General features: G+C 63.9%; 17 protein-coding genes. 8 read left to right on the top strand and 9 right to left on the bottom strand.

What is annotated here, in order from left to right:
• Positions 1-161: 161 nt before the first annotated feature.
• The 3 genes from ACXZ1M_RS22245 to ACXZ1M_RS22235 form a co-directional block, all read right to left on the bottom strand.
• Positions 162-3,395, bottom strand: coding sequence for an efflux RND transporter permease subunit (locus ACXZ1M_RS22245; RefSeq protein WP_459049795.1), 3,234 nt, complete (start codon positions 3,393-3,395; stop codon positions 162-164).
• A 15-nt stretch (positions 3,396-3,410) separates the two neighbouring features.
• Positions 3,411-4,580: an efflux RND transporter periplasmic adaptor subunit gene (locus ACXZ1M_RS22240; protein ID WP_459049794.1), complete on the bottom strand. Its 1,170-nt coding sequence runs from the start codon at positions 4,578-4,580 to the stop codon at positions 3,411-3,413.
• 220 nt (positions 4,581-4,800) lie between these two features.
• Positions 4,801-5,223: a divergent PAP2 family protein gene (locus tag ACXZ1M_RS22235; protein ID WP_459049793.1), complete on the bottom strand. Its 423-nt coding sequence runs from the start codon at positions 5,221-5,223 to the stop codon at positions 4,801-4,803.
• A 110-nt stretch (positions 5,224-5,333) separates the two neighbouring features.
• Here ACXZ1M_RS22235 and ACXZ1M_RS22230 point away from each other — a divergent pair, with 110 nt between their 5' ends.
• Genes ACXZ1M_RS22230 through ACXZ1M_RS22220 form a run of 3 tightly spaced genes read left to right on the top strand, consistent with a single transcriptional unit; the run spans position 5,334 to position 7,804 of the window.
• Positions 5,334-6,392, top strand: a complete 1,059-nt coding sequence (locus ACXZ1M_RS22230) for a DUF475 domain-containing protein (protein WP_459049792.1) — start codon at positions 5,334-5,336, stop codon at positions 6,390-6,392.
• 34 nt (positions 6,393-6,426) lie between these two features.
• Complete coding sequence (locus ACXZ1M_RS22225; RefSeq protein ID WP_459049791.1) at positions 6,427-6,798, top strand: hypothetical protein; 372 nt, start codon at positions 6,427-6,429, stop codon at positions 6,796-6,798.
• A gap of 52 nt (positions 6,799-6,850) precedes the next feature.
• Positions 6,851-7,804, top strand: coding sequence for a hypothetical protein (locus ACXZ1M_RS22220; RefSeq protein WP_459049790.1), 954 nt, complete (start codon positions 6,851-6,853; stop codon positions 7,802-7,804).
• 93 nt (positions 7,805-7,897) lie between these two features.
• Here the strand turns inward: ACXZ1M_RS22220 and ACXZ1M_RS22215 are convergent, their stop codons facing one another.
• Together ACXZ1M_RS22215 and ACXZ1M_RS22210 are read right to left on the bottom strand one after the other, a co-directional pair.
• On the bottom strand, positions 7,898-10,147 hold the full coding sequence (locus ACXZ1M_RS22215; protein WP_459049789.1) for a coiled-coil domain-containing protein: 2,250 nt from the start codon (positions 10,145-10,147) through the stop codon (positions 7,898-7,900).
• A 110-nt stretch (positions 10,148-10,257) separates the two neighbouring features.
• A complete protein-coding gene (locus tag ACXZ1M_RS22210; protein WP_459049788.1) occupies positions 10,258-11,238 on the bottom strand; it encodes a serine/threonine protein kinase in 981 nt (326 codons plus the stop codon).
• Between the two features lie 64 nt (positions 11,239-11,302).
• On the opposite strand from ACXZ1M_RS22210, the gene ACXZ1M_RS22205 reads away from it, so the two are divergent.
• From ACXZ1M_RS22205 to ACXZ1M_RS22195, 3 genes are all read left to right on the top strand, one after another.
• A complete protein-coding gene (locus ACXZ1M_RS22205; protein WP_459049787.1) occupies positions 11,303-11,998 on the top strand; it encodes a UPF0149 family protein in 696 nt (231 codons plus the stop codon).
• An 81-nt stretch (positions 11,999-12,079) separates the two neighbouring features.
• Positions 12,080-14,284 carry a SulP family inorganic anion transporter gene (locus tag ACXZ1M_RS22200; RefSeq protein WP_459049786.1) on the top strand — a complete coding sequence of 735 codons (2,205 nt, stop codon included), beginning with the start codon at positions 12,080-12,082 and terminating at the stop codon, positions 14,282-14,284.
• A gap of 54 nt (positions 14,285-14,338) precedes the next feature.
• On the top strand, positions 14,339-15,247 hold the full coding sequence (locus ACXZ1M_RS22195; RefSeq protein WP_459054064.1) for a cupin-like domain-containing protein: 909 nt from the start codon (positions 14,339-14,341) through the stop codon (positions 15,245-15,247).
• Here the strand turns inward: ACXZ1M_RS22195 and ACXZ1M_RS22190 are convergent.
• The 4 genes from ACXZ1M_RS22190 to orn all read right to left on the bottom strand — a co-directional run bounded on the left by ACXZ1M_RS22190 (position 15,240) and on the right by orn (position 19,411).
• Positions 15,240-17,420 (bottom strand): DUF4214 domain-containing protein, encoded by a 2,181-nt coding sequence (locus ACXZ1M_RS22190; protein ID WP_459049785.1) that lies wholly within the window; start codon positions 17,418-17,420, stop codon positions 15,240-15,242. The two genes, ACXZ1M_RS22195 and ACXZ1M_RS22190, sit on opposite strands and share 8 nt — an antisense overlap.
• A gap of 105 nt (positions 17,421-17,525) precedes the next feature.
• The gene (locus tag ACXZ1M_RS22185) at positions 17,526-17,798 is read right to left on the bottom strand and encodes a hypothetical protein (RefSeq protein WP_459049784.1); all 273 of its coding nucleotides are present in this window, start codon (positions 17,796-17,798) and stop codon (positions 17,526-17,528) included.
• The gene (locus ACXZ1M_RS22180) at positions 17,782-18,705 is read right to left on the bottom strand and encodes an alpha/beta hydrolase (RefSeq protein WP_459049783.1); all 924 of its coding nucleotides are present in this window, start codon (positions 18,703-18,705) and stop codon (positions 17,782-17,784) included. Before ACXZ1M_RS22180 ends, ACXZ1M_RS22185 begins: the two co-directional genes overlap by 17 nt.
• Before the next feature lie 109 nt (positions 18,706-18,814).
• Positions 18,815-19,411 carry an oligoribonuclease gene (gene orn, locus ACXZ1M_RS22175; RefSeq protein WP_459049782.1) on the bottom strand — a complete coding sequence of 199 codons (597 nt, stop codon included), beginning with the start codon at positions 19,409-19,411 and terminating at the stop codon, positions 18,815-18,817.
• A gap of 53 nt (positions 19,412-19,464) precedes the next feature.
• Between orn and ACXZ1M_RS22170 the strand changes: the two genes are divergently transcribed.
• Positions 19,465-20,733: a M48 family metallopeptidase gene (locus ACXZ1M_RS22170; protein ID WP_459049781.1), complete on the top strand. Its 1,269-nt coding sequence runs from the start codon at positions 19,465-19,467 to the stop codon at positions 20,731-20,733.
• Positions 20,730-21,632 (top strand): ribosome small subunit-dependent GTPase A, encoded by a 903-nt coding sequence (gene rsgA, locus ACXZ1M_RS22165; RefSeq protein ID WP_459049780.1) that lies wholly within the window; start codon positions 20,730-20,732, stop codon positions 21,630-21,632. The genes ACXZ1M_RS22170 and rsgA overlap by 4 nt, the downstream gene beginning before the upstream one ends.
• The last annotated feature ends 40 nt before the right edge of the window (positions 21,633-21,672 follow it).

Raw genomic sequence — 21,672 nt, 5'->3', positions numbered from 1 at the left:
TTTTGAATGGTTTTATGGGGATCCGGTAGCCGTTCGGTACAGGAAGGCCAGCAGCATACTACATAAATAAACCAGTTTCAAAAGAAACCGAGCACTTGTTCTACAAATAATCATAAAAAAAGGGCCCGCAGGCCCTTTCTCATGCTTAAGTAAAAATACTTTTAAGCAATCTTGCGAGTTTCCTCTTGCGGCGCTTCCGGCGTCGGCGCGCGGCGGCCGGTCACCTTGTGCACCAGCTTCATCACCGAGCGGTAGACGAAGCGCGCCAGCACCAGGAACAGCAGGGTTTCGACCACGATGGCCGTCACCGCCAGCACCATGCCGAAACGCTCGGCGCGGCGATGGGTCTTGGCGAGCGCGCTGTCCTTGGCGATCTCGATGCTGTCGTAGAAGGTCGGCACCATCAGCAGGGTCAGCACGGTCGAGGTGATCGTGCCGCCGATGATGGCGATCGCCATCGGACGGTAGAACTCGCCGCCCTCGCCCAAGCCGATGGCCACCGGCAGCATGCCGGCGATCAGCGCGAACGTCGTCATCAGGATCGGACGCAGACGCATGCGGCCGGCGTACATCAGCGCGTCTTCACGGCTGAAGCCCTCTTCCTCGCGCTTGCGCGCCGCGTCCAGCAGCAGGATGGCGTTCTTCGCCACCAGGCCCATCAGCATGATCACGCCGATCAGGCTCATCAGGTTGATGGTGCTATTGGTGGCCAGCAGGCCCAGCACCACGCCGATCAGCGACAGCGGCAGCGACAACATAACCGCCACCGGCGCCGTGAAGGAACCGAACTGCATCACCAGGATCAGATACATCAGGCCGACGCCGGCGATCAGGGCGATGCCCATGGCGCCGAACACTTCCTGCATGTCCTTGCCGGCGCCGCCCAGCGACAGACCGTAGCCTGGCGGGAAGTCGATGTCTTTCACCAGCTTCATGGCGTCGGTGGTCACTTCGCCCGGCGAGCGGCCTTCGACGTTGGCGCTGACCGAGATCACGCGCTTGCCATCCTTGTGCTTGATGGTGGACGGGCCCTTGCCCATGGTGACGCTGGCGATCTGGTCGAGCGGCACCATCTGGTTGGTGCCGGCCACGGCGATCGGCAGGCGCTCGATGTTCTCGGCGCTGGTGCGGTCCGACGGCGACAGGCGCACCGCCACGTCGCGCGACTCGCCGGTCGGGTCGACCCAGTCGCCCACTTCGATACCGGCGAACGCCACGCGCAGCGCTTGTGCCGCGTCGCCGGCGGCGATGCCCATCGAATTGGCCAGGCCGCGGTTCAGCACGATCTGCAGTTCATCCTTCGGATCCATCTCCGACAGGCCGACGTCCACCGCGCCCGGCACTTTGCGCAGGCGGTCCATGAAGGCGTTGGTGATTTCCATCAGCTTGCGCGAATCGGTGCCGGTGAATTCGATCTGCACCGGTTTGCGGGCGCCGTTGCTCAGGTCGTCCAGCACCGTGTATTCGGCGCCGACCAGCCCGGCCAGCTTCTCACGCAATTCCTTGGCCACTTCCACCGCGCCGCGATCGCGCTCGGTCTTCTTGCCGATGTCGACGTAGATACGGCCGCCGCTCAGGTTGACGTAGCTATTGGTTTCCTTGGTTTCCTTGATGCCACGGGCGATCACGGCCGCTTTTTCCAGTTTCAGGCGCGAGTATTCCAGCGAGCTCGACGACGGCGTGCGGACGTCGATCGCGATCGTGCCCCAGTCCGAGGACGGCACGAAGCTGGCGCCGCCGAACTTGGCTTGCAGGCCCAGCGCCGCCACGAAGGTGGCCACGGCGATGATGCCCATCGCGCGGCGGTGATGCAGCGCCCATTCGATGACGTTGCCGTAGCGGTCGGCCTGGTGGTCGAACCAGTGGTTGAACTTGACCAGCACTTTTTCAAAGCCCTTGCGCGGCGCCGTGTGGTGATCCGGTGGATCGCCCCAGAAGGCCGACAGCATCGGATCGAGCGTGAACGAAATCAGCAGCGAGACGGCCACCGAGCAGGTCACGGTCAGCGCGAACGGACGGAACCATTCGCCGGTGATGCCGGGCATGAAGGCCACCGGAATGAATACCGCCATGATCGAGAAGGTGGTGGCGGCCACCGCCATGCCGATCTCTGCCGTGCCTTTCAGCGCGGCGGTGCGGCGGTCGGCGCCCAGCTGCATGTGACGCACGATGTTTTCGCGCACCACGATGGCGTCATCGATCAGCACGCCGATCGCCAGCGACAGGCCCAGCAGGGTCATGAAGTTCAGCGTGAAGCCGCACAGCCAGACGCCGATGAAGGCCGCCAGCACCGAGGTCGGCAGCGACAACGCGGTGATCAAGGTCGAGCGCCACGAGTTCAGGAAGGCATACACCACGAAGATGGTCAGGCCGGCGCCGAACACCAGCGCGTGGATCACGTTGTCCAAGCTGCTCTCGGCGTTCGCGCCGTCATCCTGGGTGATCTCCAGCTTGGTGCCGGATTGCATTTCCTTCTGCATTTCTTCGGCCATGGTCTTGATCTTCTTGGCCACGGTCACGGTCGAGGCATCGCGCGAGCGGGTCACGGAGATACCGACGTTCGGCTTGCCCGAGCGCACGCTCAGGCTGTTGACTTCGGCGAAGCCGTCTTCAATCGTCGCCACTTGCGCCAGGCGCACCAGCTCGTTGCCATTGCGCTTGACCACCACCTGCTGGAACTCTTCCGGACGCTCGATGCGGCCGACCAGGCGGATGCTCTTCTCGTCCAGCTCGCCGCGCACCTTGCCCACCGGCGCATTGGTGTTCTGGTTGCGCAGCGCGTTGACCACGTCGCCGACGGAGACGTTGTACTCGCGCAGCTTCTCGGCCTTCAGCAGCACGCTCAGCTCGCGCTTCAGGGCGCCGTCGATATTCACCGTGGCGACGCCGTCGATGCTGCGGAAGCGGTCGGCCAGCTTGTCCTCGGCCAGGCGCGAAATCTCGGCGTGGCTCTGGCTGCTCGACGACAGCGCCATCTGCATCACCGGCTGCGCCGACGGATCGATGCGCTGCAGGATCGGCTCGCGCATCTCGATCGGCAGCTTGTAGCGTACCGCTGCGATGGCGTTGCGGATCTCGTCCGAGGCCTCGATCAAGTTCTTGGTGAAGGTGAACTTGATGAAGATGCTGGCATAGCCTTCGGCCGAGGTGCTGTTCAGCTCGGTCACACCGGTGATCGAGTTCAGCGATTTTTCCAGGCGGTTGACGATCTCGCGCTCGACCGTTTCAGGCGAAGCGCCCGGATACGGAATATTGACCACGATGAACGGGACTTCAACGTCCGGGTTCTGGTTGACGCGCAGCTTGTTCAGCGCCATCAAGCCCAGGCACATCATCGCAACGATCAGGACGATCGTGGCGATGGGCCGTTTGATACTAAAATCGGATAAGAACATGGCTGGGTCTCCTTTTTATTTTTCCGCGACCTTGCCAGACGAAGCCGAAGCCACAGCCTTAGGCGCCGTCAATTCCACTTTCTGGCCATCCTTGAAACCGGAGGCCGGCACGCGCACCACCATGTCGCCGGCCTGCAGGCCGCTCAACACCTGCCAGCGACCGCTGCGCTCGTCGCGGGTGCCGATGGTCAGCGGCACCTTGGCCAACTGGCCGCCTTTCACGCGCCACACATAATTACTGTCGCCGGCCTGCACCAGCGCCGACGGCGGCACCATCAGCGAGGCGGTGGTCTGCGCCTCGACGCGGCCTTCGGCGTACAAGCCGGCCACGCCCGGACGGGCCGCCTCGGCGAAGTCGACCAACACCTCGACCTGGCGGGTGACGGCATTGGCGGCCGGATCGACGCGCTTGATCTTGCCGCTGAAGCTCTGGCCTTCGTAGCCGTTCACGCGGAACAGCACCGGCTGGCCGAGCTTGACCACGCCGATCTTGTCGGCCGAGACCATGCCTTCGAAGCGCATGCTGCTCGGGTCGATTACTTTAATCAATTCCTTGCCGACCTGGGCGGTGTCGCCGTTGGACACCTTGCGGTCGCTGACGATGCCGTCGAACGGCGCGCGCACCACGGTGCGGGTCAGTTGCTGGCGTGCCGCGACCGAACGCGAACGGGCCGCCGCCAGATCGCTCTGGGCGTTGTTGCGGCGCACTTCGGCGTCCTCCAGGGCGGTGGTCGAGACCATGCCGGAGGCCAGCAGGGTTTTCTGGCGCTCGAACATGCGCTGGGTCTGGGCCAGGGTCTGCTCGGAGGCGCGGGTGGCTTCGTCGGCCGAGGTCAGGCTGTCGCGGATCGAGGTTTCGTCCAGGCGCAGCAGCACGTCGCCTTTTTTAACCGTCTCGCCATTTTCCTTTAGTACTTGAATTACGATGGCGTTGACTTCGGCGCGCAGGTCGGCGCGGCGCTCGGGCTGGATCGAACCGGTGATGACCGGGCCGGACGCCAGCGCGTCGGATTGGATGGTCAGCGTATCCTCGGGCGACATCTGCAATGTCACTTTCTTGTCGTCTTTACCTGCGGAAGCTGAGGCCGAAGCACTGGCTCCGGCTTTTTCAGGCTCCTTGGCTGATTTGCCGCATGCAACCAGGGCAGAGGCAATGGCGAGAGCGAGAAGGGATTTGCGCAACATAAAGTTCTCCAGAAAGTGGCACATTGGTGCTTTTAGAATATTAGCCAGACTACAGGGCGCAGAGTATCCCCGACTGCCCTGAACAGGTCAATCACAGTGCGACGGACGGTAGAATTTGTGGCTGAAACGCCAAATAACGGGATGAACGGTAAAGCTAATGGCCGCCGTTCGGACGCCGACCGGACAGTCGGCGGACAGTGACGCGGTAGTGAGCGCGTGCTCAGCCGCGCCCGAAAATGGCGTGAACCAGATGACCGATGGCGATGCCGGTGCACAGGCCGCCGGCGATTTCCACCAGGGTATGGCCCATACGCTCGCGCAACCACGTGTGGCCGCCCTCTTCCTTGGCCAGGCGGTTGATGGCCGCCGCCTGCTTGCCGACGTGCTGGCGCAGGCTGTTGGCGTCAATGATGACAATAAAGCAAAGCGTGACCGCCACGCCGAAAGCCGGATGGCCGATGCCCTCGCGCAGCGCGATCAGGGTGGCCATGCTCGACACCACGGCGCTATGGTTGCTCGGGAAGCCGCCGTTGCCCACCAGATTGAAGGCCCATTTACCGGCCTTGGCGCTATTAATCAGAAACTTGATCGGTCCGACCGTGATCCAGGTAATCAGCGGGGTGACGAGATACGCGATGTCCATCGTGGCTATCCTTTGCATTTTTGTGGCGACATTATGGCAGACGGCCCCCAGTGGCGGAAGCAAGTAATATAAAATCCCACCTATCCCAAATTTCCACAAAGACAACAACTATGCAGCACTTCCGTATCTCCATTGCCGTCTCCTTCATCCTCATGGCGCTGGCCGGCTGGTGGGGCTACACCCAGGGCGGGACCGCCGGCCTGGCGCAGGCGCTCTGGATCACCGCCGTGCTGGGTGTGCTGGAGGTGTCGCTGTCGTTCGACAACGCGGTGGTCAACGCCTCGGTGCTGCGCCACTGGAACGAATTCTGGCGCAAGCTGTTCCTCACGGTCGGCATCCTGGTCGCCGTGTTTGGCATGCGGCTGGTGTTCCCGCTGCTGATCGTCTCCATGGCCACCGGCTTCGGCCTGATCGACGTCTGGCACATGGCCCTCAACACGCCGGACGAATACTCGCGCCACCTGACCGGCGCGCACGCCGAAGTGGCCGCCTTCGGTGGCGCCTTCCTGCTGCTGGTGTTCCTCAACTTCCTGTTCGACGACCAGAAGGAACTGCACTGGTTGGGCTGGATCGAAGAAAAACTGGGCCAGCACGGCACCGAAAGCCTGTCCGTGCTGCTGGCGCTGCTGGCGGTGTTCGGCTGCGTCTCGCTGGTGGCGGCGGAAGAACAGTACAAAGTGCTGACGGCCGGCGTGGTCGGCATCATCATCTACCTGGCGGTGATGTGGATCAGCAGCCTGCTTGAGGAAGATCCGCCGGCCGACGACGAAGACATCACCGAAGCGGGCGTCGGCCAGGTGGTGGCGACGGTGGCCAAGGGCAGCTTCGGCGGTTTCCTCTACCTGGAAGTGCTGGACGCCTCGTTCAGCTTCGACGGCGTGATCGGCGCGTTTGCGATCACCTCGGACGTGGTCATCATCATGCTGGGCCTGGCGATCGGCGCCATGTTCGTGCGCTCGATGACGGTGTATTTGGTACACAAAGGCACGCTGGAAGAGTACGTCTACCTCGAGCACGGCGCGCACTACGCCATCGGCATCCTGGCGCTGATCATGCTGGCCAGCGTGAAATACCACATCCCTGAATGGTTCACCGGCCTGTCCGGGGTCGCCTTCATCGCGGTCTCGATCTGGTCGTCGCTACGTCACAAACGGCTGCACACGGCGTGATAAGATTCAAAACATTGCCTAACTTCGAATCGCCATGACCTCATCCAAACGCATCCTGCTGTACTTCTTCGGCCTGCTGGCCGCCGCCCTGCTGCTGTTGAGCCTGTACACCTGGGCCATGCTGCACATCTCCTACTCGGAGGGCGAACGCGCCGGCTACCTGCAGAAATTCTCCAGCCGTGGCTGGGTCTGCAAAACCTGGGAAGGCGAAATCCTGCTGACCTCGATGCCAGGCGCGATTCCGGAAAAGTTTGAATTCAGCGTCCGCGAGGAAAAGATCGCCAATGAGCTAACGGCCGCCACCGGCAAGCGCGTGGTGCTGTCCTACGCCCAACACAAGGGCGTGCCGAGCCAATGCTTCGGCGAAACTGAATACTTCATCACCAAAGTGGCCGTACAGCAATAAAGCAGCGTGATCTGATTTCCGGTAGACTCGGCTTTTTGCCGGAACTTCTATTATGCAACGTACACTCTTTGCGGCAGCAATGCTGGCCACGGCCGGAATCGCGGCGGCGCAAGAAGTGACCGTCTATGGCGGCGCCCTGCGCGTGAAGGAAGCCGACGAGGTCACTTTCAGCGCCGGCGCTTCCTACTCCCATCCCATCAACGACCATCTGGCGCTGAGCCTGAGCTACCTGAACGAAGGCCACCCGCTGAGCCATCACCGCGACGGCGTGGCCGGCCAGGTCTGGGGCCGCACCCGCAGCAACGTGCCGGGCTGGAGTTTCGCGGCCGGCATCGGGCAGTATTACTACTTCGATACCAGCGACCTGCACAGTCAAAGCGGCACCCTCTACACGAACGACCACGGCTGGGCCGCGATCTACAGCGTGCAGGCCACCTACCACTATGCGGACAGCCGCTGGTACAACCAGGTGCAGATCAACCGTATTGTGCCGTCCGGCAAGGACTCGACCACCTCGCTGATGGTGGGCGTCGGTTACCAATTCAACGGCGTCAAAGGCGACAAGCTGCACGTGGAAGGTCCGGCCGCCGACGAGGCCATCACGCTGATGGCCGGACAAGGCATCAACAACAGCCTGCGTTCGGAAACCGCGCTGATCGGCGCGCTGGAATACCGCCGCGCGGTCGGACACTACGTGGACTGGACGGTGACGGCCCTACATGAAGGCAACAGCGCGCAAAGCAAGCGCAATGGCGTGGCCACGCAACTGTGGCTGATACGCTCGCTGAGCCAGAAGGTCGAACTGGGCATGGGGGCCGGCCCCTACTTCAACCTCCGGGTGCCCGACGGCGAAGGCCAGCGCTCGCACCGTTCCGGCCTGGTGACGGTGGGCGCGCGCTACCACCTGGACCGGCGCGTGGTGGCTGAAGCGGCCTGGAACCGCGTCGTCACCGACTACCACCGCGACGCCGACCTGTTACTCGTCGGCATAGGCTACAGCTTCTAAATCCGGGGTCAGGTCCTCCATTGCTACACGAGCTCTACCGTAGCGAACGTTACGGTAGAGCTCGTGTAGCAATGGAGGACCTGACCCCGTTTTTTAACGGGAGCGCCAGACGGCTTGGGTGGTCTCCACCGGGCCGGTCTGACGTGCCGCTTCCTTGCGGGCGCGGGCGTCGTCCAGGGTGGCGACGACCGTGGCGCCTTCTGCGGCGATCTTGGCTTGTACTGAGGCCAGCACTTTTTGCGCGGCGCCCAGGCGGCGCGTTTCCAGTTCCGCCAGCTCCTGCTTGGCCACCGTCATCGCGGCCGTGGTGTCCGCTACTTTGCGCTGCATCGCGGCGTGCGCTTGCGCTGCTTCCAGCAACGCTTTCTGCGCCTCGGCCTTGTCGAGCATCGCTTGCGCGGCTTCCTGCTCGGCCTGCTCGCGCTGACGGGCGCTAGCTGCGACGTTCTTTTCCGCTTCCAGGCGAGCGGCGATCGATTGCGAGGCGCGGATTTCCGATGCCGTAGTGATGCGCTGCTGGGTCAGCTTCTGCTCGATCAGCGCCAGCGATTTGCGCTCGGCTTCGACGAATTCACGTTCGGCCTGCAGCAGCTCTTCCGCCTTGGCCGCTTTGTCCTGCTCCACACGGGCGCGTTCGGCGTGCACCGCGCCCAGCTCGACCGCCAAGTTGGCTTGCGCCGCCAGCGCCTGCGCGGCGATGGCTTTCTGTTCCGCTTCGGCCGATACCTGCGCCGCCATGATGCGCGCCGCTTCCGCTTGCTGATTGGCGGCGTCGGCCAGGCGCTGCTCGGCGTCGCGCTGCTGACGCAGAGCCTCGCTCTGCGCGCGTTCGGCGGCCACGCGCTGCTGCGCCGCTTCGGTGGCGCGTTGTTCCGCTTCCAGTTTGTCCTTGAGCGAGGCGATCGCCTGCTGCTCGGCGGCGGCGCGCGCCTGCTCGGCTTGCAACAGTGCGGCCGCTTGCTCGGCGCGCTGCTGCGCTACCGCGTTGGCGGCGTTCTGCGCTTCCACCTGACGCGTCAGCGTGGCGACTTCTTCCTGTTCGGCGGCGTTGCGGCTGGCGGCCAGGTCGGCGGCGGCGCGCGACAAGGCGTCGCGCTCGCGCGCCAGATCGGCGGCGCGCTGCTGTTCCACGCCATCGACGCGGGCCGCTTCGGCGGCCGCCGTATCGGCGCTCTGGCGCAGCTTGGCTTGCTCCAGTGCTTCGGCTTCCGCTTCCACCTTGGCCAGGGTCGCCATTTCGGCTTCCTCTTCGGCGTGCACGCGCGCCACGGCCACTGCGCGCAGCTGGTTGTCCACTTCGATGCGCGCTTCGGTCGCGGCCAGGATGCGGGCGTCGGCTTCACGGCGCGCCTGCGCGCTGGCGGCGGCCACCGCTTCCATGCGCTCGCGGTGGATGGCGGCGTCGCGGATTTCTTTTTCGGTTTGCAAACGCAGGCGCAGCGATTGCGCGGCGCTGCGTTCGGATTCGGCCTTGGCCAGGGCGATCTGCTCGCGTTCCTGCTCCAGGTGGGCCAGCGCGCGCGCTTCTTCCAGCGCCCGCACTTCGGCGGCGGCACGGTTGAAGGCTGCTTCCAGCGCGATCTGGTCGGCGCGTTCGCGCTGCTTGGTCAGTTCCAGCGCTTCGGCTTCGGCTTCGGCCAACTGCTGCGCGGTCTGGCGCGCGCCGTGGGCGTGACGCTCGCGCTCGCGGGCCAGCGTGGCGACGCGGGCGTCGGCCGAGGCGATACCGACCATTTCTTCCTTGGCGGCCTGGACGGCGGCAACCCGTTCGGCGGCCTGGCGGCGCGTTTCTTCGGTCTGGACTTGCAGTTCTTCAGCGGCGCGCGAGGCTTGCTCGGCCATCGCCGATTCGGCGGCCACCTGTTCGTGGGCGCGCTTGCGGCTTTGTTCTTCGGCTTTGGCGCGCTCCTCGGCGGCCTTGCGGATCTGGTTGTCGGCCTCGGCGCGGGCGCGCAGTTCGGCGGTTTCCTGTTTCACGGCATCCAAACGTGCGACGCTGGCCTGGGCGGCGGCACGCAGCGATTCCAGGCGTTCCTTGTTGGCGACGATCGCCTCTTCCGACGCTTGCGCATTTTGCAGCGCTATGGCGGCGGCGGCGGCATCCATGGCGGCGCGGTCTTCGGCCAGCGCGCGGGCGCGCGATTCGGCGTGGGCGCGGCTTTCGGCGGCGCAGGCCGCCTTGGCTTCGGCTTCCACCCGGGCGATGGCTTCCTGGATGGCCTTCATTTCCATCGCCGCGCGCGGCATGGTTGCCGGTTCCTCAGCGTCCTGCAGCGACACCAGGGGGATCGGGAGCAAATCGTGATCGTTCGCGCGGTCTGGTTGGGTCAGTTGTGCTTGCATGAGAGTTCTCGCTAGGGGATTTCCGAGCTCTCATTATCATGTAGCCTTCAAGCAAGCCTTGCCGCAAGAAGAGGCGGAAACACCCGCTATTTCTCAACTTGCCAAATTGGCTAGACCGGCAGCGGCGGCTCGTCCATCAGGGCCACCTGCTCGCGCAGTTCCAGCACCCTGTCCTGCCAGTAACGCTGGGTGTTGAACCACGGGAAAGCCGCCGGGAAGGCCGGGTCGTCCCAGCGCCGCGCCAGCCAGGCCGAGTAATGGATCAGGCGCAGCGTGCGCAGCGCTTCCACCAAGTGCATCTGGCGCGGGTTGAATTCGCAGAAGTCTTCGTAGCCGGCCAGGATGTCGCTCATCTGGCGCACCTGCTCGGCGCGCTCGCCGGACAGCATCATCCACAAATCCTGGATCGCCGGCCCCATGCGGCTATCGTCGAAGTCCACAAAGTGCGGCCCGGCGTCGGTCCACAGCACGTTGCCGCCGTGGCAATCGCCGTGCAGACGCAAGGCCGGCAGTTCGCCGGCACGGTCATAGCAGCGGCGCACGCCGTCCAGTGCCTGGGCGGCAATGGTGGCGTAGGCCTGCTTCAGGTCCGGCGGAATGAAACCGTTGGTTTGCAGGAAATCGCAGGGCTCGGTGCCGAAGGTGGCGATGTCCAGCGCCGGCCGGTGCGCGAACGGCTTGACCACCCCCACCGCGTGGATGCGGGCGATGAAGCGGCCGGTCCACTCCAGCACGGCCGGATCGCCCAGCTCGGGCGCGCGGCCGCCGTGGCGCGTGAACACGGCGAAGCGGAAGCCCTGGAAGTGGTGCAAGGTGCGGCCATCGATGGCCAGCGCCGGCACCACCGGGATTTCGGCGGCGGTCAATTCTTCGGTAAAGCCATGTTCTTCGAGGATGGCCTCGTCGCTCCAGCGGCCGGGGCGGTAGAACTTCACCACCAGCGGTTTGTCGTCTTCGATGCCGACCTGGTAGACGCGGTTTTCGTAGCTGTTCAGCGCCAGCAGGCGGCCATCGCCGCGCAGGCCGATACTGTCGAGGGCGTCGAGCACGCAGTCCGGGCCTAGTGCGGAATAAGGATGTTCTTGAGTCATAAGCCCCATTGTACGGGGCGCGGCGTGTATACTGGCAGCTTCCCCCAAATAAAAAGAGCAAAATATGCAACTCGACCAGCCTTTGAGCGACAAAGAATTCGACGAATTGGACAACTTCCTGTTGTCCGAGCGCAGCCCTGAAGATGCCATGACCATGGACATGCTGCATGGCTACCTGACCGCCATCGCCATCGGTCCGGAAACCATCATGCCGGCCGAATGGCTGAAGAAAGTCTGGGGCAAGGAAGACACCGACGTGCCGAAGTTCAAGCACGAAAAAGAAGAACAACGCATCATCGAACTGATCATGCGCTTCATGAACGAAGTGCTGGTGACGTTTGAAGTGGCGCCGAAAGAATTCGAGCCGCTGTTCGTCGAGCACGAGCACGAAGGCCAGACCCTGATCGACGCCGAAGCCTGGTGCTGGGGCTTCTGGGAAGGCATGGAGCTGCGTCCGGGTTCGTGGGACGCGGTGTGGGATTCGGAAGTCGGCCCGCTGATGCGCCCGATCTACCTGCTCGGCGCCGACGAGATCGAAGAGGAAGAACTGCCGCAGGTGGAAGATCCGGTCAAGGCGCACAAGCTGGCGCAGGAACTGGAAGCCAATCTGCCTAACATCTACAAGTACTGGCTGCCACGCCGCAAAGCTGCAGTGGAAACCGTCAAGCGCGACGAACCGAAAGTCGGCCGCAACGATGACTGCCCTTGCGGCAGCGGCAAGAAGTACAAGAAGTGCCACGGCGCCGATTCGGCCGAGTAACTGTTACAAAATAGACAAAATGATAGAGGGGCAACTCCCTCTTTCTAACGTAGAATTCAGGCATCTATCGTCAGGATGCCTATGGCTGCCCTCCCCTCCAAGCCACCGTCGCCGCCACCCGGCGACGGCCAGCTATCGGCCAACATCGGCGCGGGCTTGCTTTCCGCCGTCGTCATGCTGTGCTACGCGCTCAGCTACGCATCACTGATCTTCAGCGGCGAACTCGCCCCCTACTTGCCGGCCGGCGTACTGGCCACCCTAGTGACTTGCATCGTCGTGATGCCGGTGATTGCTCTCGGCAGCTCGATCCGCATCGCCATCGGCGGGCCGGACGGCAACACCGCCGCCATTCTGGCCGGCATGGCGGGCGGCATGGCGGCCGAGATGGTGCACAGCACCGGCAGCGGCAACGACATGCTGGTCACGCTGCTGGCCGCTCTCGCGCTCAGCTCGGTGGTGACGGGCGTGCTGCTCTACCTGCTCGGGGTCACACGCGGCAGCACGCTGATCCAGTTCCTGCCCTTTCCCGTCATTGCCGGCTACCTGGCGGGCACCGGCTACATGCTGCTGGAAGGCGCGTTCCGCGTATTGACCGGGCACAGCCTGCACTGGTCGCGCCTGGGCAGCCTGTTCGCCGTGCCCTGGCTGGCCTGGTTGCCGGCGCTGGTGGTCTGCGCGGCGTTACTGATCGGCACGCGCAAGCTCAAGCGCTTCACGCCGGTCATCCCGCTCGGCATCGGCGCAGGGCTGCTGGTGTTCTACGGCGGCATGTACTGGTCCGGCATGAGTACGGCCACCGCGCACCAGCTTGGCTTGTTGTTTGAAGCGGTGCCGCTGTCGGCGCTGCACATGCCGCTAACGCTGCCGCCGCAGCAAATCCACTGGCACGTGATCCTCGCGCACACACCGGAATTCCTGGCGGTGGCGGCGGTCTCGGCGCTGACTATCCTGCTCAACACCACCAGCACCGGACTGGCCTGCCAGCAAGAGCCCGACTTCGACCGGGAAATGCGCATGGCCGGCGCGGCCAACGTGTTGAGCGGCGTGTGTGGCGGCATCATCGGCTACCAATCGCTGAGCCGCACCATGCTCAACCGCCGTGCCGGCGCGACCGGGCGCAGCAGTGGCATCGCGGCCGCCGTGGGCTGTTTGCTGGTGGTGCTGCTGGTTCCCGGGCTGTTCGGCTGGATGCCGAAAGCGGTGCTGGTAGGCCTGCAGCTGTACTTCGCCATCGGCCTGCTGCAAGAGTGGATGGTGCGCTCCTACCGCAAGCTGGGCCATGCCGAGTATCTGTTGATCCCGTTGATCGTGCTGGTGATCGCGGTGCAGGGCGTGGTGGCCGGCATTGCGCTCGGCATCCTGGCCGCCTGCGTCATGTTCGTGGTCAAGTACGGCAGCGTCAGCGTCATCCGTGGTGAATTCGACCTGGGCAACCGCAGCTCCAACGTCGAGCGCTCGATCGAAGACACCGCGCTGTTGCGCGCACACAGCCACGCGGTGGTCGGCGCCAGCCTGCACGGTTTTCTGTTCTTCGCCACAGCCAACTCCTGCCTGCGCCATTTACGCCGGCGGCTGGCCATGGTGGACGGGCCGCGTTTCGTGCTGCTGGACTTCCGCCAGATCGACGGCATGGACGCCTCGACCTCGATCAGCTTCTTGAAGCTGCGCCAGAGCTGTGACGCCGCCGGCGTGCAATTGGCGCTGAGCGGCTTGCCGGTCGAAGCACGGCGCCTGCTAGAACGCACCGGCCTGTTCAGCGGCACGGTGATCGACTTCGACACCCTGGACTCCGGCCTCGAATGGATAGAAAACCGGCTACTGGAAGCGGCCCTGAAAGCGAATCCGGCGCCGCGCCCGGGCTGGGTCTCGAGCCTGCAAGCGCACTTCAGCGACGATGTCTGGCTGCGCCTGGAAGCGCAACTGGAGCCGCGCGCTTTGACGGCGGGCGAACTGCTGTTCGCGCGCGGCGACGCCGGCGACGCGGTGTACATCATCGAGCACGGGCGGCTGACGGTATCGCTGCCGATGACGGCGGGCGGCGCCTTGCGCTTGCGCTCATTCGGCGCCGGCACCATCGTCGGCGAAATGGCGCTCTACACGCAAAACCCGCGCAGCGCCGACGTCCGCGCCGACCAGCCGACGCTGGTGCGGCGGCTATCGCTGGCGGCGCTGCAGCGCATGGAAGCCGACGACGGCCCCAGCGCCCAGCAATTCCACCGCTTTGTCGTCAATGTCCTCGCTTCTCGCCTCACCGTCGCCAACGAAGCCGTCCGCGCCGCTTACTAAGCCGCAACGCAGCAGGTATGATGGCGACCGAGAGCCATTCAACCGCATGAAATGATGTCAAGAAATCACAAGCCGCCACCCGAGAAACGCGTACTGCCGCCGCGCGTGCTGGCTGAGGAGACGCCCGAGCAAGCCGCCGCCAGCAAGCTGGCGCGCGAGCAGCGCGATGCACAGGTGCGCGGCGTCAGCTCTATCCACGAGATGCGTGAAGCGATCAAGCTGGCTGCAAGCCACTTGCCCACCATCGCCGCTGTGCCGCGCGTCGGCAAGCTCGATGCCGCCGGATTCCGCGAACGCGCCGCAGCCGGTCTGCCGTTTTTGATTGAAGGGATCGTCGGCCGCTGGCCGCTGGCCAAGCATTCCCACGAGATCCTGCGCGAACGCCACGGCCACATGCCGGTGCGCGCCCGCGTCGGCGACTACATCAACACCGCCTTCGCGCCCAACCGCGCCATGCAGGATATGTCGATGGCCGAGTACCTCGACCTGGCCGAAGGCACCGACGGCCTTCCGCCCTACCTCGGCAACCTGGAGCTGCGTGAGCTGAACAGCATGTGCCACTGGCCCACCTGGTTCGACAAGATGGGGCCGCCGCGCTTCTGGATCGGCCCGGCCGGCACCGTGACGCCGCTGCATTGCGACTACGACGACAACATCTTCGCGCAGATCTGGGGCAGCAAGCGCATCTTCCTGTCGCCGCCGCATCATGACGAGTTCCTGTATCCGCGCGAGGCCAACGCCATCCTGTTCGGCTCGCCCTTCGATCCGGAAGCGCCCGACTACGAGCAGTTCCCGCTGGCGCGCCAGGCCGCCATGCTCGAGGTCATCGTCCATCCCGGCGACATGCTGTATGTGCCGGCCGGCTGGTATCACCAAGTGCGCGCGCTGACATTCTCGCTGTCGTCCAACCGCTGGGCCAGGGGTGTGCCGCTGGCGCTGGCCCAGCATGGGCCACTCACATAAACGGAATGTACTCGATGCCGTGCTGGATCGCGCCGATCACGGCGGCTTGGTTCTCCGCGCTTTCGCTGAAGTCCATCAGCACCTGCTCGCGAGATACGGCGGCGTGCAGCGAATCCATCCAGAAGTTGTAGCCGGCTGTGTCGGCCACGCGGTGCAGCACATTCTGGTACAGCTTGGTGAGGAAGTCAGCGTCGGAGGGATGGGCGCCACCATACAGCGCGGCGAATTCCGTGCTGTGCATGAAGCCACGCGCAACCTCCGCAAAGCTCACGCCCTTGTCCATCGAGTCCAGCCAGAAGCCGATGCCGGCCTTATCCGGCGTACGGTCGAACGCCGCCTGGTAAATGCGGTACAACTGGCCGGCGCTGCCGTCGAGGTCGAGCGCCAGCGACTTGTCGCTGAAGCGCAGGCGCTCCAGGTTGAGCAGGTTGGCGCTGGCGCCGTTGCTGTCCACCACGCTGTAGCCGTCGCCGCTTGCGGTGATGGTGTAGCCGCTGCTGGCGACGTCGAATGCCAGCGTATCGACGCCCGCGCCGCCGTCGTAATAACCGTAACCCAATCCTGCCTGCAGCACATCGGCGCCGGCGCTGCCGTGGGCGGCGTGGCCAGCCTGCGTCGTGCCCAGCGATTGCGCCTTGCCGTTAAGGGTGAAGCTGTCGATGGTGTAGTACGCGGTGCCGCCGTCAGACTTGAACAGCGCGGCCAGGAAGTCCCTGCCGGCCAGGACATCGCTGGAAATACTGCCGGACAGCTTGAGTGTGCCGACTCCGCCGACTTCGCTGACTTGGGTCGACAGCGACGAAGCACCGTTACCCAGCGCTTTGGCGTCCACGAAGTGCATGCTATCGGCGTCATAGCGAATGGTGAGCGACACGCTATTGGTACCGGCCTTCCAATCGGCCGAAGACAGGTCCAGCGTCAGCTGGTCGCCACTGATGGCGAGCGTGCCTACCGCCGTCGGGGCCTTGCCATCGGTCACCGTGAACTGGGTATTAATGCCCATCGCCCGCAGCTGCTCGGTGGTGTAGACCGCGCGATTGCCGGCCAGGTCGTAGACCCACACCTGCTCGATATGGTAGACGCCCGGAGCGGTGTTCCGGGTCAGCGTCATCGTCTCGCTGCCGCTCTCGGGAGTGGCATCGTTGTAGCCGTCGCCGTAGCCAAGGACGCCGCCCAATGTCACGCTGCCGGTGACGCCGTAATTGGAAACCACATCGTTATCGAATAACAGCACCACCCGATCAATGCCTTTGCCGCCAGCGTTGTCGTGCGCAGCGGCGCCGAAGCTTACTGTCTGATCGCCGCCGCCGACCGCGATAGTGGAAGGAAGACTCAGGCTGTCCAGCATGGGCGCCACCTTGTCCGCCGTGGTGCCCGTCACGGTAAATGTCGTGCTCATTCCCAGCGCCTCAAGCTGAGAGGTGGTGTACACGGCGCGGTTGCCCGCCATGTCGTACACCCACACTTGCTCGATGGCGTAAGTTCCCGGCGCCGTGGCCGTGGTCAACTTCATGGAGTCGCTGCCGGTATTGGGCGTCGCATCGTTGTAGCCGTCGTCGTAACCCAAGCTCCCGCCCAGCGTTATGCTGCCTGTAGTGCCATACGATGACACCACGTCGTTATTGAAAAGCAGCACCACTCGGTCCACGCCCTTGCCGCCCGCGTTATCGTGGGCGGTTGCACCGAACGTTACGCTGCGGTCGCCTTGACTCAAATCGATGGTCTGCGGCAAGCTCAGGCTATCCAACGTCGGCGCCACCGTGTCGGCCGTGGTGCCGATCACCGTGAACGACGTGCCGATGCCCATGGCCTGCAACTGTTGCGTAGTATAGGTGGCGCGGTTGCCGGCCAGGTCGTAGACCCAGACCTGTTCCACGGTGTAAACGCCAGGTGCTGTGGCCGTGGTCAAGGCCATGCTCTCGCTACCGCTGTTGGGTGTGGCGTCGCCGTAGCCATCGCCGTAACCGAGGCTACCGCCCAGCGTCACACTGCCGGCGGCGCCGTAGCTGGACATCAAATCCTTATCGAACAGCAACACGACCCGGTCAATGCCGCTACCGCCGGCCTCGTCACGAGCGCCAGCGCCGAAGGTGAACGACGCGCCTCCTTTGCCAAGGTCTATGATGGACGGTAAAGTCAAACTGGTCAGAACTGGCAGCGTGGTATCGCTCAAAATCGCATCCTCGTATTGATTATTGGTTATAAATAATACCGAAAATCAATTATATCGAGAAGGAAACTTTATTTAAATACCAATTGATGAAAAAAAATATCAAGGTCAGGTCTTGAGGGCGTCGATGAGTTCCTTGACGTCAGCGAGCAGCACGCCGATGCATTCCTTCGCGCTGGGAAAATGGCGGTTGCCCAGCGTGATCACTTGGGCGCGGGCGTCGATCCAGATTTCGCCGCTCTTGCTTTGCTCGATCAGCTCCGCATGGGCGCTGGCCGTGTAGCGTTGCGCGCGCGGCGCGTCGCCGGCGGCGTCCTGGTCGGCCACGCAGCGGATCTCGATCCGCCAGCCCCGGTATTCGGCTTTAACGATCTGCTTCACGCGCGCTCCCTTGGCAAGACTGAGTCAGGGCGACCGCCGAGCGGTGCGCTTCCTGCGCGGTCACGAACGATGCCACCTCGTCCAGCGTCGGCGCCAGCCAGCGCAGTGGCGCCGCGATGCTGCCGACCAGCGTGGTGTGGCTGACCTTGTCGTAGTACACCTCGCGCACCGGCACTTGCCGCGCACGTAAGGCGTCGGCCAGTCCGCCCGTATTGCGCTGGGGGTTCACCAGCTTGTCGCTGCGGGCGGCGATCAGCAGGGCCGGCGGCGCCCCCGCGCTGACATGCCGTATCGGCTGCGATTCGGGCGGTGTATTCGGGAAGTGGAATACCGGCCTGGTGGTCGGATTTTCAATCGGCAAAAAGTCATACGGCCCGGCCAGCCCGATCCAGCCGCGCAGCTCGGCCGGCGACATGCCCTGCTCCGCCAGCCAGCGGCCGTCGAGCGCGATCATGGCGGCGTTGTAGGCGCCGGCGCTGTGGCCCATCACGTACAGGCGCTTGGGATCGCCGCCGTAATGGCCCGCCTCGCGCCGCGCCCACGCCACCGCCTGCGCCACGTCTTTCAGGAAATCCGGGTAGCGCACCTCGGGATACAGCCGGTAATCGGCAATCACCGTGACGATGCCACGCGACGCCAGTGCGCGGCCAACGAAGGCGTAATCGCCGCGATCGCCGCCGCCCCAATTGCCGCCGTAGAAGAACACCACCACCGGCGCACCATTGGCATCAGGCGGGCGATACACGTCCAGCTTGCGGCGCGGCCCTTCGCCGTAGGCCAGGTCCGCCGTCACGGTGGCGCCGCCGCCCGGCGACAACGCGTTCAGCGCCGTCAACGGCGAACAGGCGGCCAGCGCCAGCAACAACAGCGGCGCGGCGGCAAGCAATACGATGGCGGATCGGGTCATGGCTGGCGCTCGGACAGTTGAGATGGGCCAATATAGCCCACTCGCCGGCAATCCAGCGTGCGCCAGGGCACGGCGAAAAAAAACGCCGGACTGGGCCGGCGTTCTCGCATTACAGCTTGATGAAGTGCTCGCGGTAGTATTTCAGCTCCTCGATCGATTCGAGAATATCGGCCAGCGCCGTGTGCTTTTGCGCTTTCTTGAAGCCGCTGACCATTTCCGGTTTCCAGCGCTTGCCCAGCTCTTTCAGGGTCGAGACGTCGATATTCCGGTAGTGGAAGAACGCTTCCAGCTTCGGCATGTAGCGCACCATGAAACGGCGGTCCTGGCCGATGGTGTTGCCGCACATCGGCGCTTTGCCCTTCGGCACCCACAGCTTCATGAACTTGATCAGCTCTTCCTCGGCGTGCGCCTCGGTCACGGTCGAGGCCTTGACGCGCTCGGTCAGGCCCGAGCGGCCGTGCGTGCCCTTGTTCCAGTTATCCATCTTGTCCAGCGTTTCGTCCGACTGGTGAATGGCGAACACCGGGCCTTCGGCCAGCACGTTCAGGTGCATGTCGGTGATGACAATGGCAACTTCGATAATGCGGTCGGTGTCCGGCTCCAGGCCGGTCATTTCCATGTCGACCCACACCAGATTGAACTCGTTCTGGCGCGGCGCGGCCGGCGCAGCAGCGGAACCCTCTGGCAAATCTGTAGCTTGTGACATAATTCTCTCTTGGCTAAATTAATCCGAATCCGCCATTTTCTCACAGGCACAGAATGTATTCACTCGCGTTTTCGATTTTGTTCGTATCTTTCATCATTTTGACGCTGCTGGTCCGCTTCTGGCTGGCCTCGCGCCATATCCGTCATGTGCTGACCCATCGCGGCGCCGTGCCGGCGGAATTCGCTGAAAAGATCCCGCTCGCGGCCCACCAGAAGGCCGCCGACTACACCATCGCGCGCACCAAGTTCGGCCTGCTGACGCTGCTGGTCAACACCCTGGTGCTGATCGGCTTCACCCTGCTGGGCGGCCTGCAATGGCTGTCGCTGCAACTGTTCCAGGTGACCGGCGCCGGCATGGGCTACCAGCTGGCCCTGCTGGCCGCGTTCACCCTGATCTCGGGCGCCATCGACCTGCCGTTCGACTATTACAAGCAGTTCAAGCTAGAGCAACGTTTCGGTTTCAACAAGATGAGCAAGGGCCTGTTCTTTGCCGACATGATCAAGGGTTCCCTGCTGGCCGCCGCCATCGGCCTACCGCTGGCGTGGGTGGTGCTGACCCTGATGGACCAGGCCGGCGACCTGTGGTGGCTGTACACCTGGGTGGTGTGGAGCGGCTTCCAGCTGCTGATGATGGTGCTGTACCCGACCGTGATCGCGCCCATCTTCAACAAGTTCATGCCGCTGGAAGACCAGTCGCTGAAAGCCCGCATCGAAGGCTTGATGCAGCGCGTCGGCTTCGCCTCCAAGGGCCTGTTCGTGATGGACGGCTCCAAGCGCAGCGCCCACGGCAACGCCTATTTCTCCGGCTTCGGCGCGGCCAAGCGCATCGTCTTCTTCGACACCCTGCTGGCGCGCCTGCAGCCGCAGGAGATCGAGGCGGTGCTGGCGCATGAGCTGGGCCACTTCAAGCTCAAGCACATCGTCAAGCGCATCGCCATGATGTTCGCCATTTCGCTGGGCTTCCTGGCCCTGCTCGGCTACCTGAAGACCCAGCCGTGGTTCTTCGACGGCCTCGGCGTCAATCCGGTGCTGCTGCCGGGCCAGGGCAACGACGCCATGGCGCTGCTGCTGTTCATGCTGGTGCTGCCGGTGTTCACCTTCCTGCTCAATCCGCTGACCTCGATCGGCTCGCGCAAGCACGAGTTTGAAGCCGACGCCTTCGCCGCCAAGCACACCGATGCCCGCGACTTGGTCTCGGCGCTGGTCAAAATGTACGAAGACAACGCCTCGACACTGACGCCCGATCCGCTGCACTCGGCCTTCTACGACTCGCACCCGCCAGCCAGCGTGCGCATCCGTCAACTGAATCTGGCGGCCCAATGAGCGATAAACGTGTAGCCACCATCATCGCCGCCCACGGCCGCCACTACCTGGCGGAAGCGGACGGCGTCAAGCTGCAGTGCGTCACGCGCGGCAAGAAGACCAACGTGGCCGTCGGCGATGTCGTCAACATCACCATGACCTCGCCCGACCAGGGCGTCATCGACAAGATCGAGGAACGCAAGACGCTGCTGTACCGCTCGGACCAGTACAAGTCCAAGCTGCTGGCCGCCAATCTGACCCAGCTGTTCATCGTGGTCGCCACCGAGCCCGGCTTCACCGACGACCTGGTCTCGCGCTCGCTGGTGGCGGCCGAGGCGGCCGGCATCAAGGCCCACCTGATCCTCAACAAGACCGACGTGGTGGAGTCGCTGGAACGCACCCGCGAACGCGTGCGCGCCTACTCCTCGCTCGGCTACCCGGTGCACGAGGTGTCGGCCAAGGCCAACCCGGAACACACGCTGTCCGTGCTCAAGCCGCTGCTGGCGGGCCAGTCGTCGATTTTGATCGGCCAGTCCGGCATGGGCAAGTCCTCGCTGATCAACCTGCTGATTCCGGAAGCCGACATCGCCGTGCGCGAAATCTCGGCCGCGCTCGACACCGGCAAGCACACCACCACCTTCACCCGCCTGTACACGCTGCCGGAGCTGGGGCCGGACTCGGCCATCATCGATTCGCCGGGCTTCCAGGAATTCGGCCTCTACCATCTGAGCGAGGGCATGCTGGAGCGCGCTTTTGTAGAATTCGAGCCGTATCTCGGTCATTGCAAGTTCTACAATTGCCGTCACCTGATCGAACCGCAATGCGCGGTACTGGCCGCTGTCCAGGAGGGCAAGATCGCCAAAATGCGGCACACCCTGTACGGACAGCTATTGCACGAATCTTCACAGACCCTGTACTAATTACAAGGGTTTGTGTCTATAATGCCTTGAGGCAATTAGC

Source organism: Duganella paludis (genome assembly GCF_054461335.1).
The sequence above is the reverse complement of the archived record's forward strand: the minus strand, read 5'-3'. Positions and strand labels throughout refer to the sequence as shown.